11 protein-coding genes and 1 rRNA gene are annotated in these 12,882 nt (G+C 63.0%); all 12 read right to left on the bottom strand.

The genetic code is table 11. The annotated features are described in order from the left end of the window. Positions 1–97: 97 nt before the first annotated feature. Positions 98–1,620 (bottom strand): 16S ribosomal RNA (locus ACSKT0_RS00485). 603 nt (positions 1,621–2,223) lie between these two features. Then, entirely contained in the window at positions 2,224–3,672 is a 1,449-nt protein-coding gene (locus ACSKT0_RS00480) for a DHA2 family efflux MFS transporter permease subunit (protein ID WP_437772035.1), read from the bottom strand. A 138-nt stretch (positions 3,673–3,810) separates the two neighbouring features. Then, positions 3,811–4,713, bottom strand: a complete 903-nt coding sequence (gene panC, locus ACSKT0_RS00475; RefSeq protein ID WP_437772034.1) for a pantoate--beta-alanine ligase — start codon at positions 4,711–4,713, stop codon at positions 3,811–3,813. Between the two features lie 2 nt (positions 4,714–4,715). Continuing rightward, complete coding sequence (locus tag ACSKT0_RS00470; protein ID WP_437772033.1) at positions 4,716–5,666, bottom strand: Rossmann-like and DUF2520 domain-containing protein; 951 nt, start codon at positions 5,664–5,666, stop codon at positions 4,716–4,718. Beyond that, on the bottom strand, positions 5,659–7,173 hold the full coding sequence (locus tag ACSKT0_RS00465; RefSeq protein WP_437772032.1) for a PH domain-containing protein: 1,515 nt from the start codon (positions 7,171–7,173) through the stop codon (positions 5,659–5,661). Before ACSKT0_RS00465 ends, ACSKT0_RS00470 begins: the two co-directional genes overlap by 8 nt. Next, on the bottom strand, positions 7,170–7,682 hold the full coding sequence (locus tag ACSKT0_RS00460) for a PH domain-containing protein (RefSeq protein ID WP_437774109.1): 513 nt from the start codon (positions 7,680–7,682) through the stop codon (positions 7,170–7,172). Before ACSKT0_RS00460 ends, ACSKT0_RS00465 begins: the two co-directional genes overlap by 4 nt. Continuing rightward, positions 7,663–8,184 (bottom strand): DUF3180 domain-containing protein, encoded by a 522-nt coding sequence (locus ACSKT0_RS00455; RefSeq protein WP_437772031.1) that lies wholly within the window; start codon positions 8,182–8,184, stop codon positions 7,663–7,665. Before ACSKT0_RS00455 ends, ACSKT0_RS00460 begins: the two co-directional genes overlap by 20 nt. Before the next feature lie 3 nt (positions 8,185–8,187). After that, entirely contained in the window at positions 8,188–8,727 is a 540-nt protein-coding gene (folK, locus tag ACSKT0_RS00450) for a 2-amino-4-hydroxy-6-hydroxymethyldihydropteridine diphosphokinase (RefSeq protein ID WP_437772030.1), read from the bottom strand. Then, positions 8,724–9,083, bottom strand: a complete 360-nt coding sequence (folB, locus tag ACSKT0_RS00445) for a dihydroneopterin aldolase (protein WP_236814085.1) — start codon at positions 9,081–9,083, stop codon at positions 8,724–8,726. Before folB ends, folK begins: the two co-directional genes overlap by 4 nt. Positions 9,084–9,112: 29 nt before the next feature. Then, positions 9,113–10,018, bottom strand: coding sequence for a dihydropteroate synthase (gene folP, locus ACSKT0_RS00440; protein WP_437772029.1), 906 nt, complete (start codon positions 10,016–10,018; stop codon positions 9,113–9,115). 8 nt (positions 10,019–10,026) lie between these two features. Beyond that, entirely contained in the window at positions 10,027–10,695 is a 669-nt protein-coding gene (gene folE / locus ACSKT0_RS00435) for a GTP cyclohydrolase I FolE (RefSeq protein ID WP_437772028.1), read from the bottom strand. Between the two features lie 10 nt (positions 10,696–10,705). Next, positions 10,706–12,775 (bottom strand): ATP-dependent zinc metalloprotease FtsH, encoded by a 2,070-nt coding sequence (gene ftsH, locus ACSKT0_RS00430; protein ID WP_345448338.1) that lies wholly within the window; start codon positions 12,773–12,775, stop codon positions 10,706–10,708. Positions 12,776–12,882 lie beyond the last annotated feature (107 nt).

The raw sequence follows: 12,882 nt of genomic DNA, 5'->3' as shown, positions 1-12,882 counted from the left end.
CCCACCGCAGAACAGACGCCTGCGCAATGGGCTTTGCTTCCACACACCCCCCAACCAACCATGCGGCCGGACAGGGAGCGATAATGGTGCTCCTTAGAAAGGAGGTGATCCAGCCGCACCTTCCGGTACGGCTACCTTGTTACGACTTAGTCCCAATCGCCGGTCCCACCTTCGACGGCTCCCCCCACAAGGGTTAGGCCACCGGCTTCGGGTGTTACCAACTTTCGTGACTTGACGGGCGGTGTGTACAAGGCCCGGGAACGTATTCACCGCAGCGTTGCTGATCTGCGATTACTAGCGACTCCGACTTCATGGGGTCGAGTTGCAGACCCCAATCCGAACTGAGACCGGCTTTTTGGGATTAGCTCCACCTCACAGTATCGCAACCCTTTGTACCGGCCATTGTAGCATGCGTGAAGCCCAAGACATAAGGGGCATGATGATTTGACGTCGTCCCCACCTTCCTCCGAGTTGACCCCGGCAGTCTCCTATGAGTCCCCGCCATCACGCGCTGGCAACATAGAACGAGGGTTGCGCTCGTTGCGGGACTTAACCCAACATCTCACGACACGAGCTGACGACAACCATGCACCACCTGTAAACCGACCGCAAGCGGGGCACCTGTTTCCAGGCGTTACCGGTTCATGTCAAGCCTTGGTAAGGTTCTTCGCGTTGCATCGAATTAATCCGCATGCTCCGCCGCTTGTGCGGGCCCCCGTCAATTCCTTTGAGTTTTAGCCTTGCGGCCGTACTCCCCAGGCGGGGCACTTAATGCGTTAGCTACGGCGCGGAAAACGTGGAATGTCCCCCACACCTAGTGCCCAACGTTTACGGCATGGACTACCAGGGTATCTAATCCTGTTCGCTCCCCATGCTTTCGCTCCTCAGCGTCAGTTAATGCCCAGAGACCTGCCTTCGCCATCGGTGTTCCTCCTGATATCTGCGCATTTCACCGCTACACCAGGAATTCCAGTCTCCCCTACATCACTCTAGTCTGCCCGTACCCACTGCAGAACCGGAGTTGAGCCCCGGTCTTTCACAGCAGACGCGACAAACCGCCTACGAGCTCTTTACGCCCAATAATTCCGGATAACGCTTGCGCCCTACGTATTACCGCGGCTGCTGGCACGTAGTTAGCCGGCGCTTCTTCTGCAGGTACCGTCACTTTCGCTTCTTCCCTACTGAAAGAGGTTTACAACCCGAAGGCCGTCATCCCTCACGCGGCGTCGCTGCATCAGGCTTTCGCCCATTGTGCAATATTCCCCACTGCTGCCTCCCGTAGGAGTCTGGGCCGTGTCTCAGTCCCAGTGTGGCCGGTCACCCTCTCAGGCCGGCTACCCGTCGTCGCCTTGGTAGGCCATTACCCCACCAACAAGCTGATAGGCCGCGAGTCCATCCAAAACCGCAAAAGCTTTCCACCACCACCGCATGCGCGGAGCAGTCGTATCCGGTATTAGACCCAGTTTCCCAGGCTTATCCCAGAGTCAAGGGCAGGTTACTCACGTGTTACTCACCCGTTCGCCACTAATCCCCCCAGCAAGCTGGAGATCATCGTTCGACTTGCATGTGTTAAGCACGCCGCCAGCGTTCATCCTGAGCCAGGATCAAACTCTCCGTTGAAGTAAAACAAAAACAGACACAACCACAACCACCGGAAATAACGGCAGAAGAGCTGCACAAAATTTGAAACCAGCTGTAAAAAACCAGCCCCACGCCACCAAAGCGACACAGAACCAGCCAAAACAACCAATTTAATAAAAAATCGGTATCAACAAACTTGGCACACTATTGAGTTCTCAAACAACAGACACACCCGGCACCACCCACACCCCACAGGGTCCAGGATCGCTCCGGAGCAACTTCCCAAACTTACCAGACGCGCTCTCTCCGCACAACTCCCGATCCCGGGAACTGCAACGGACAAAACATCATCCGTGACCCCCGGAAACCACACCGGAACGCACAAAAGCGAACCAGAAATTTGGTTTCCATTTGGAAGGGAGTCTGTCGCAATTTTTCCGCATCAGCGGCGGCGACTCGAACTACTTTACACACCCCGAAGACTCGGCGCAAATCACCCCCGCACCACCATCCTGCGCTCCAAAACCCGCTACAACACGGCGATTTCGGGCCCAGCACCACCTGGTTGAAAGCCTTTAGGGCCGCAAGCCACAAACATGCCGTGCGTCACAAACAACGCGCCGCACCAGCAAACAAAGCGGACTAGTGCCCGGCTTCGCCCTCGGTCTTGCGCATCATGGTGGACAGCACTACGGCAAGCACCGCAATCAAAGTGGCTGTCAGGAAGGCGGCCTGCATCCCTGCGACAAAGCCGGACGAGGCCGAGACCACGGCGAAGATTGAAACCAGGAGTGCCGTCCCAGCGGCTCCCGCCACCTGCTGCAGCGTGCTCATGATGGCCGAGCCATGCGAGTAGAGGTGGGGCGGGAGCGGGTTGAGGCCAGTGGTAAACGCCGGCGTGAACAGCAAAGCCAAGCCCAGGCTGAGTACTGCGTACAGGACCACGACCCACCACAAGGGGCTATCCGCGGTGAGCATCGAGAACTGCCACAGCGTGACTACCAGCAGGACGGAACCTGTCACAGTCAGCGGGAGCGGACCTATCTTGTCGAACAACCTGCCGACAACCGGCCCGAGCAGACCCATCGCCAACCCGCCCGGAAGGAGAGCCAGGCCGGTCTCCATCGGCTGCAGGTGGAGGACGTTCTGGAGGTAGAGCGGCAGCAGGATCACTCCGCCGAACAGGGCCATCATGGCAACCACCATGAGCAGGACCGACACCGTGAACATGCGGAAGTTGAATGCCCTGAGGTCCAGCAAGGGCGCGTCGGACTTCTGCAACTTGAGCTGACGGAAAACGAACGCCACCATGCACAAGACACCGATCACCAGCGCAACGATCGGCACGGCACTTGCTCCCGCGTGGCCACCGATCTGGCTCAGCCCATAGACCAACCCGCCGAACGCAGGAACGGTCAGGACCACCGAGACGAAGTCCAGCCTCACATTGCCTCGCTCGCCAACGTTCGTGAGGAACTTGGCACCGATGCCCATGGCCAGCAAGGCCACCGGAAGCACGAAGACGAACATGAATCGCCACGAGAAGTGGTCAAGGATGATGCCGGAAACCGTGGGGCCCAGCGCCGGCGCAACCGAAATTGCGATGGTCACGTTACCCATCACCGCACCCCGGCGGGACAGGGGCACCAGGGTCAAAATGGTTGTCATCAGCAGCGGGAGCATGATCGCTGTGCCGCCCGCTTGGACGATCCGCGCCAATAAGAGCACTCCAAAACCCGGGGCTAGCGCCGCGAGGAGGGTGCCGCTGCTGAAGAGTCCGATCGCAAGGAGGAACGCAGCTCGAGTGGTGAGCCTCTGAAGGATGAAGCCGGTGGTGGGTATGACCACGGCCATGGTCAGCATGAATCCGGTGGAGAGCCACTGGACTGTGGGTGCGTCGACGTTGAGGTCCGTCATGAGCCGCTGCAAGGCGACGTTCATGATGGTCTCGTTGAGGATCACCACGAAGGTGGCCACAAGCAGCGTGACGATGACGGTGACAGACTCGCGCGACATCCTGTCACTGGCTTGCTGTGTCGCCGTTTCCGGCCTGGGTTTGCCGTGCGCGTCTGATGTGACGTCGGTAGACATGAGGATCCCTCAGCTTTGCGTGCGATGGTTTCCGGTGCTCGGCACCGGTGAAGATTGCAACAGTCTAAGCCTCAGCCGCATTCCCGTCAGCAGCTTAATCCAAACGTTTGCGTACGGGCATCCGAAAGTTAAGAGTGTTCAGGAACTCAGCGGCACGTTGTCAATCAAGCGCACGGGCCCGACCTTCGCTGCAATGATCGCAAGCCCTTCACCGCGGAAAGGAGTTTCCTTGCAGTTTTCGGCGAGCGGTTCGAGCGTGCGGGGGTCGACGACGTCGAAATAGTCCAGCTTCACCAGGGGCTGGGATTCAACGAGCGCGACGGCGGAGTCCAGCTCGAGCGGTTCGTTCGCCAGGGCGCGGGACTCGAGGAGGCGGAGAGCACGGGAGAGCACCAATGCCGCTTCTTGCTCTTCTTCGGAAAGGAAACGGTTCCGGCTGGAAAGCGCCAGCCCTTCCGCGTTGCGCACGGTCGGCACGGCCACGATGTCCACTGGAAAGCTGAGATCGGCCACCATCCTCCTCACGAGGGCCAACTGCTGGGCATCCTTCTGGCCGAAGTACGCACGGTACGCGGCAGCACCGCCGTCGGCGGCTGGACCGCCAGGCAGGCCGTAGTGCAGCAGTTTGGCGACCACAGTGAGGGCGCCGTCGAAGTGGCCGGGACGCGAGGCACCCTCCCATTTCTCGCCCAGCGGTCCCGAGGTCACCCGGACCAGCGGCGCTCCGCCGGGATAAACCTCATCGACGGAAGGGGCGAAGACGAGATCCACGCCCTCGGCGTCCAGGAGGGCCATATCGGCATCGAGCGTGCGCGGGTAGCGTTCGAGGTCCGCGGCCTCGCCGAATTGCAGGGGGTTCACGAAGATGGAGGCCACCACCACGTCGTTCTGCTCGACGGCGGTGCGGGCCAGCGTTGCGTGCCCGGTGTGCAGCGCTCCCATCGTCGGGACGAGGCCCTGCGAGCTGCCGCGCTTTTCCGCGAGCAACCGCGCGCTTTCGGCCCGCAGTTCCGCCGCGGTGGTCACAAGTTTGATGGCCATTCTCAGTTTCCTTCCTGCGTCCCGGCAGCGTCGTTGCCTGGACGGTCCTCACCGTTGTCCGGCGTGCCTGAGCCGTCCAAGGCATTGTTGATGTCGCCAAACTGGCCCTGCTTCAGCAGTCCGCGATTGACCGCCCGGCGGGCCGTGGCGCGGGCCATGGCCCGGTAGGCGACGAGGACATCGCCGCCGGCACCGCCGTCGTACTCCTTGAGGGCCTCCGTATGGGCGGCCACCGTTCCCACATCACCGCGGGCCACGGGCCCGGTCAACGCGGACTCGCCTGAGGCCAGAGCGTTTTCCAAGGTGGCGCGGAGCAACGGGCCGAGCATGCGTTCGGGCGCGTCGACGCCGATGTCCCGAAGCAGTTGGGATGACTGGGCCACAAGGGTGACCATGTGGTTCGAGCTGTGCGCGAGGGCTGCGTGGTAAAGCGTGCGATCGGCCTCGGCAATGGCCACCGGTTCGGCACCCATCTCCACCACGAGGGCTTGGGCGATGGGCAACATCGCTGCGTCGGCGGTGACCCCGAAGGTGCAGTCCAGGAGCCGGGTCAGGTCCAGGCTCATGCCCGTGAACGTCATGGCCGGGTGAAGGGCGAGCGGAATGGCACCTGCCGCCCGGACCGGCTTCAGCACTCCGACGCCGAAGCGGCCGGAAGTGTGTGCCACGAGTTGACCGGGCTGCCATGCTCCGAGCTTGGCCAGTCCTGCCACGAGTTCGCCGAGGGCATCGTCCGGAACAGCAAGGAGCACCAACTCGGACCGCTCCACGATTTCATGGATTTCGAGGATCGGGACCCCCGGCAGCAGCGTCTCTGCCCGCTCCCGGCTCGCCTCCGAGACTGCGGAAACCCCGACGACGGCGTGCTCGGCCCCGCGCAGGGCCGCACCCAATACGGCACCTACTTTGCCGGCGCCAATGATTCCTACGCCGAGTCGTCCTGGCCTAGCCATGGTGGGGTTCCTCCTGGGTCGGTGCGTGCTGCATGGCATGCGTGGTCGGCGGGGCCGGGGCCGGCATGGCCACGGGCGGAAGTTGCGCCAGCCATTGCTCGGAATTGCCCTGTGCCAGGTTTTGCAGTTTGCGGGCTTTCCGGGCCCGGGCCGCCTGCTGGTCGAACAAACCTACTGCTTCCTCTGTGGCTGCCTGGATGAGCCGGGGCGCCACCGGCCCCGGCGTCGTATGCAGCACGAGGTCGGCCACGCCGAACAGCCGGGCCAACGGACCTTGGTGGAGGGCGATCGACTGGGTTCGTTGATGCGGGACCATCACCAACTTCCGCCACAAGCGGCCGGAGCGCAGCAGCAGGGCCGTGTCCGTTGAAAGGAAGCCGTTGCGTCGCCAGCCCAGCGGGGAAAGAATCCAGGCACGCTTGGGAGTGGTGACGAAGCCGGCGCCGGAATCCAGGCCGGTCAACCCGGCTGTGAACACCTGCTCAGGGTCGGCGATACCGGGATCGGGCAGGACGAGCGAGAGCATCATCATCACTTCAGGCTTCCGGCCGACGGGGAGCAGCGTGGTCCGGTGCTCGCCTTCGCTGCGGTGGTGTTCACCGTAGCCGGCAACGTTCACATGGATCCGATACCAGCCGAGAATGCGCCACAACGGCGGCTGCGTGACCTTGAGGGCCTGGATGCGGCCGGGAGGCACGGTCTGGGCCCGGGTATCCAGGAGTCCGTAGCGCACCCGGATGCCGTCCGGGGAAATTGCCGCCGTAAAGTTGTAGCCCGTGTTGAACGAGCGCCAGTAGGCGGTCCCCAAGCCGAGGATTGCTGGTATCAGGTAGAGGATGAAGGCCCGGGACTCGGTCAGCACTGACACCAGGACCGAAGCGACGGCGCTGAGCACAATGAAGAGGCTTTGCTCGCTCAGGATCAGCGAACCGACAAGCCTCCCAGGCGGCACGTAGAGCACCACCTGTTCGGGCGCCTCGGGCACATCGACCGTTTCGCTCCCGTCAGCAATACCGGCGGCCCGGCCCAGGATGGTGGCACGGAGCTGTTTGGCCTGCGCGAGCCTGAGGTAGGAGAGCCGCATCGCCGAGTGGCCGGCGTCGGCCACCTCGAACTTCAGCTCCGCGAGACCGAAAATACGGGCAAGCAGGGGCTGCACGATGTCGATGGCCTGGACGCGGTCAAGCCGAGCCTGGCGCTGCTGTTTGAACAGGAATCCGGTGTTGACCCGGACATAGCCTTCGGCAAGCTGATACCGGGTGAAATACCAGCTGAGGACGAAGGACCCCAAAGCCAGCAACAGCACGACGCCGCCGCCGGCCAGAAGCCAAAGCGTGCGTTCGTTGAAGTTGTCGGCAATGGTCCCGCGGCCTTGCAGGGCTCGTTCAAAGGTATCGCGGCCGAAGAAATAAACGATCGCCGCAAGCGCCACCCATCCCCGCACGAAGGGCGACGCCGGGTGGACGCGGTGCCAGTCGCCGTCGGCCACGGTCTGTTCCTGGGTCACAGCCCGGCCAGCCTCGCTTCACCGCGGGCCGAAAGCTGCTCGCGCAGCCGTGCGCCTTCAGCGGCGGGAAGTCCAGGCAGGTGGGCATTGGTTCCAGCCGAGGCGGTGTGGAGTTTGAGGGTGCACAGCCCCAAGAGCCGCTCGACGGGTCCAACCGTCACATCGACGAACTGCATCCGGCCGTAGGGAACCACCATGGTCCGCTGGAAGAAGATGCCGCGGCGGATCAGCAGATCGTCGTCGCGTTCCGCATAGCCGATGGCCCTGACCTGCCTCGGGATCAACACGAGCCGCCACAGGCCAAGCAGCAGAAAGGCCGCGGGAACGGCGACGGCTAGCCACAGCGGTGGCCACTTCCACCATCCGAGTTCCACGAAAAGCAAGGGCAGGCTGAACAGGCCGATCGTGATCACGTTGCGGATGGCCCACTCGACGAGCCGCACCGTCACGTATTTCGGCGATACGCGCAGCCACTGGATGCCCGGAGGATCAATCGCCGCGGTAGGCATATTCGCCTTCGCCCTTGGCTTCGCCACGACGTGAATCCCTGACGCCGGGGCCGCCTTCCAGGTCTTCCGGAGGGATTCGGCAGAACCGCTCCACCACGAGCCCCACGACGGTCATGATGAGCCCGCCGCCGCCCATGATCAGCGCGAGCCACAAGATGCCTTGGTCACTGCGGAAGCTCCAAAGCCGGAGTTGGTCAATCACGATTCCCGCATGCCAGCCCAGCAGCACGGTGCCCGCATAAGCGCAGGCCTGGGCCAGGATCAGGGTTCGCGCGGCCAGGATAGGGTTCAGCATGGTCTTTTTCTTGCCGTTGCGCCATCGCAGGACCCGGATGCCCATGATCAAGGTGAGCACGGCAATGAAGCCCATAGTCACCAACGCGGAAGGGGGAAGCACCGGCGTCGCCATGCTGTAGCGCGTTGTGAGCACGGTGGTCAGCCAACCAATTGCGGCAAGAACGACGGCGATGATCGCCAACAAAAGCGGACGCATTGCCTTCATGGACTATTCCACCGCTCCCGCGGCAGCGACGCTGCCGGATCCGTCGAACCCGTCAAAAGGCCGAAGCCCGGGAAAGTCCTCTGCCTTGGCGGCCAGCTCGGCGACGCTTTCACCGTTGAGCCGCGCCGCAGGGTCCAGGAGGGCCCATGGATAGAGCACGAAGGCACGCTCCGCAGCACGCGGATGGGGCAGGGTCAGCGTTTCGTCGTCGCTCGTGAGTTCGCCGTAGAGGATGATGTCCACGTCCAATGTGCGGGGGCCCCAGCGGACCTCGCGGACCCGGTGGTGCATTTGTTCGACGTCGTGGCAGTGCTTCAAGAGTTCCAGCGGCGCAAGGGTGGTCTCAACGGCGATCACCATGTTGAGGAAATCCGGTTGCCCCACGGGCCCGCCCACGGCTTTGGTCTGCACCACGGGAGAGACACCGAGCAGGCGGATTTCCGGGCGATCAACGAGGTCGGCAACGGCGGTGGACAGGGTGTCGTTCCGCTCGCCCAGGTTGCTGCCGAGGGCCAGGATGGCTTTCGTGAAACCGGAACTCATGCACGCTCCCTGTGGACACTGACAGTGACGTCACCGAAGGGGACTTCGATGGGAGCTTTGGGTTTGTGGACCGTGACATCGACGGCGGCGACGTTGAAGCCCGCCAGAATCCCCTCGGCGATCCGCACCGCGAGGGCCTCGATAAGGTTCAGCGGCTCGCCCGAAATGAGTGACGTAATGTACTCGGCCACTTCACCGTAGTGAGCCGTGAACTGCAGGTCATCCGTTTCCGCGGCCTTGCTGAAATCGGTGTACAGCACAGCGTCGACGACGAAGGGCTGTCCGTCCCGGCGCTCGAAGTCGAAGACGCCGTGATGCCCGACGGCGGTCACCCCGGTCAGTGTGATCTTGTCCAAACCGGTTCCTCCCCCTTTGTTCACGAAACTTAGTGTCTGATGCGCGCGGCGACCTTGACGGCGTCAAGACTGGGGCCGACGTCGTGGACGCGCACAGCCCAGGCGCCGTTCGCGGCGCTGATAGCCGTGATGGCAGCGGTTGCATGGTCCCGCTCCTCAGGAGCTGCCGCCTTGCCGGCCACTGTCAGGAGCGTCCCGAGGAATCGCTTGCGGGAAGCGCCGATCAGGACCTTGTGGCCAAGCTCATCCAGCTTGCCGATGTACTTGAGGAGTTGCCAGTTCTGGTCCTCGTCCTTGGAGAAGCCCAGGCCGGGATCCACAATGATTTGCTCCTCCGTGACGCCTGCCGCATAGAGCTTGTCCCGGACGCCCTTGAGCTCCTCGATGACTTCCTCCACGACATTGCCGTAGTCGGCAAGGCTGTTCATCGTCTCGGCGTCGCCCCGGCGATGCGTCAGGACATAGGGCACTTTGGTACGAGCGACGAGTTCGGCCATCTCAGGTTCGAGGCTCAGCCCTGAAACGTCGTTGATGATCGCGGCTCCGGCCTCCACGGCCGCAGCCGCCGTCGATGCGTGCGTCGTGTCGATGCTGACGAGCGCCCCGGCCTTAACGAGTGCCTGGATCACCGGCAAGACCCGCCGTTGTTCTTCTTCCGGGGAGACAGGCTCGGCGCCCGGGCGGGTCGATTCGCCGCCGACGTCGATGATGTCCGCTCCCGCGTACAGCATGCGCAATGCGTGGGCGATGGCGGTGTCCGCCGTGGGGTGCTTGCCGCCGTCGCTGAAAGAATCCGGCGTGACGTTCAGAATTCCCATAACGAGCGTGCGGTCGGCCGGGAGGTCCGCGAAGCGGGCCGCTGGACGGGGTTTGCGGAGAATGGGCAGGGGGCTTGTAGCCGGGCCCGTTCCTGGTGCTGCTGCGAGGGAATCCATGGTCTTTGTTACCTTCCGAGTATGAGGCTCATGGCTTCGGCGCGGGTGGCCGGGTCATGAAGTTGCCCGCGCACTGCGCTGGTGACGGTCTTGGCGCCGGGCTTGCGGATGCCACGCATGGACATGCACATGTGTTCGCATTCAACGACGACGATCGCGCCCCTGGGCTTGAGGTGGGTCACGAGCGCTTCGACGATCTGGGTGGTCAGGCGTTCCTGCACCTGGGGGCGGCGGGCATAAATGTCGACGAGGCGGGCCAACTTGCTCAGCCCCGTCACTTTGCCTTCGTGGGAAGGGATGTATCCAACGTGCGCGACGCCGTGGAACGGCACCAAATGGTGCTCGCACGTGGAATAGAACGGGATGTCCTTGACCAGCACGAGTTCCTCGTGGTCGAGGTCGAACGTGGTGGACAGGACGTCCTCGGGATCCTGGTGCAGGCCCGCGAAGACCTCGGCGTAAGCCTTGGCAACGCGCTTCGGCGTATCCACCAGGCCGCCACGGTCCGGGTCCTCGCCCACTGCAATGAGGATCTCGCGGACGGCCGCCTCGATGCGGGGGCGGTCGACCTTATATGAGTGGTGGCCGTGGCCGTGGCCACCTGATTTCCCCCCGGAGGTGCGGCGAAAGTCGTCACTGGCGGCACCGCTGAAGTCGTCGTCGTCGATGTGATTCACAGCAGAAAGCTTAGCCTTGATGCGAAACGTCGGTGCCCGCGTCCGGTCCTTGGCCGGTAAATGACTCCTGGCTGCCGACTCCCTGCGGATGCGGGGACTGAGCGTCCAAAGGCTCTTCGAGACGAGCAGCCTTGGCCTCTTCCTGTGCCTCACGTTCAGCCTTCTCTGCGCGGGATTCCACCGGCGGGATGGTCTGGACCGGACGGGACTCCTTGGAGAGCCACACCTCGCGGAAGTCACGCTTGCGGATGTCGCGGAAGATGTAGGCGATCTCCGCCTGGTTCAGCGTTTCGCGCTCAAGCAGTTCGAGCGCCAACTGGTCCAGAACGTCCCGGTTCTCGGTCAGGATCGCATAGGCCTCGTCATGGGCCTGATCGATCAGGCGCCGCACTTCCTCGTCAACGATGTACGCCACCGAGTCGGAGTAGTTGCGTTCCTGTGCCATGTCCCGGCCCAGGAACGGCTCGCCGCCGCCTGCGCCAAGCTTCACGGCGCCGATGCGCTCGCTCATGCCGAACTGGGTGACCATCTTGCGCGCCGTCCCGGTGGCCTTTTCGATATCGTTCGAGGCGCCCGTGGAGGGGTCGTGGAAGACGATTTCCTCTGCGACACGGCCACCCATGGCATAGGCCATCTGGTCGAGGAGTTCGTTGCGCGTGATCGAGTACTTGTCGTCCTCGGGGACAACCATCGTGTAGCCGAGTGCGCGGCCTCGGGGCAGGATGGTGATCTTCGTGACAGGGGCCGAATTGCGCAATGCTGCCGCCACCAGGGCGTGGCCGCCTTCGTGGTAGGCGGTGATCTTGCGCTCCATTTCCTTCATGACGCGGCTGCGCTTCTGCGGGCCGGCCATAACACGGTCGATTGCCTCGTCCAGGGCGCGGTCGTCAATCAGGTTTGCATTGGACCTTGCCGTCAGGAGGGCGGCCTCGTTGAGCACATTGGCGAGGTCGGCACCCGTGTAGCCCGGGGTCTTCTTCGCGACGCCCTTGAGGTCGACGCCGTGGGCCATGGGCTTGCCCTTGGCGTGGACATTCAGGATCTGTTCGCGACCTATCAGGTCCGGTGCTTCAACAGTGATCTGGCGGTCGAAGCGGCCGGGACGAAGCAGGGCAGGGTCCAGGACGTCCGGACGGTTGGTTGCAGCGATCAGGATGACGTTGGTCTTGACGTCGAAGCCGTCCATCTCGACGAGGAGCTGGTTAAGGGTCTGCTCGCGCTCGTCGTTGCCGCCGCCGATACCGGCGCCACGGTGACGTCCGACCGCGTCGATCTCGTCAACGAAAATGATGGCGGGCGCATTGGACTTGGCTTGCTCGAAGAGGTCGCGCACTCGCGATGCACCGACACCTACGAACATTTCGACGAAGTCCGAGCCCGAGATGGAGAAGAACGGGACGCCGGCTTCGCCTGCGACGGCGCGGGCCAGGAGTGTCTTGCCTGTGCCCGGAGGGCCGTACAACAGCACGCCCTTGGGGATCTTCGCGCCGACGGCCTGGAACTTTGCCGGTTCCGCGAGGAATTCCTTGATTTCCTGGAGCTCTTCGACGGCTTCATCGGCACCAGCGACATCCGAGAAGGTGACCTGCGGCATGTCCTTGTTGACCAGCTTGGCCTTCGACTTCCCGAACTGCATCACCTTGGAACCGCCGCCTTGCATGCGCGAGAGGAGGAACCAGAAGAGCACACCCAGCAGGAGGACGGGGATGAGGAGCGAGAACAGTCCGGAGAACCAGTTGTTCTCGACGGGCTGGTCCGTGAAGCCACCGGACGGTTGGGCGTTGGTGACGGCCTTTACGACGTCCCCGGCTCGCGCGGTGACGTAGAAGAACTGGACGTTCTTACCCTTGTCCTGGCCATCGATGACAAGGTTGTCTTTCAGTGTCAGGTCAACGCGGTTCTCGGCATCGTAGATTTTGGCCTGGTCCACCTTGCCGCTCTGCGCGAGGATCGCGAGGCCCTTGTCGGTGTCGATACGAGTGGATCCGCCGGGGGCAAGGGTTGCAAATGCCACCAGGAGCAAGCCGACTACGACAACAATCCAGATGCCCGGGCCCTTGAAGAAACTCTTAGCTTTCATCTGTTCGGGGGCTCCGCCCCGTCCCTCCTGGTAGTGCTGCACGGCGCAGCTTCTGCGCGCGTGTGGTGCTGCGTCAGTTTCTAGCTTTACACCGTTCGGAGTGATTC

Source organism: Arthrobacter sp. KNU40 (genome assembly GCF_051515115.1).
Classification (GTDB): Bacteria; Actinomycetota; Actinomycetes; order Actinomycetales; family Micrococcaceae; genus Arthrobacter.
The sequence above is the reverse complement of the archived record's forward strand: the minus strand, read 5'-3'. Positions and strand labels throughout refer to the sequence as shown.

Coding starts and splice junctions, on each gene's coding strand:
- ACSKT0_RS00455 (WP_437772031.1), bottom strand. CDS start 8,184: ATGAAGGCAATGCGTCCGCTTTTGTTGGCGATCATCGCCGTCGTTCTT.
- ACSKT0_RS00470 (WP_437772033.1), bottom strand. CDS start 5,666: ATGGCTAGGCCAGGACGACTCGGCGTAGGAATCATTGGCGCCGGCAAA.
- ACSKT0_RS00480 (WP_437772035.1), bottom strand. CDS start 3,672: ATGTCTACCGACGTCACATCAGACGCGCACGGCAAACCCAGGCCGGAA.
- ftsH (WP_345448338.1), bottom strand. CDS start 12,775: ATGAAAGCTAAGAGTTTCTTCAAGGGCCCGGGCATCTGGATTGTTGTC.
- ACSKT0_RS00460 (WP_437774109.1), bottom strand. CDS start 7,682: ATGCCTACCGCGGCGATTGATCCTCCGGGCATCCAGTGGCTGCGCGTA.
- panC (WP_437772034.1), bottom strand. CDS start 4,713: ATGGCCATCAAACTTGTGACCACCGCGGCGGAACTGCGGGCCGAAAGC.
- folK (WP_437772030.1), bottom strand. CDS start 8,727: ATGAGTTCCGGTTTCACGAAAGCCATCCTGGCCCTCGGCAGCAACCTG.
- folP (WP_437772029.1), bottom strand. CDS start 10,018: ATGGATTCCCTCGCAGCAGCACCAGGAACGGGCCCGGCTACAAGCCCC.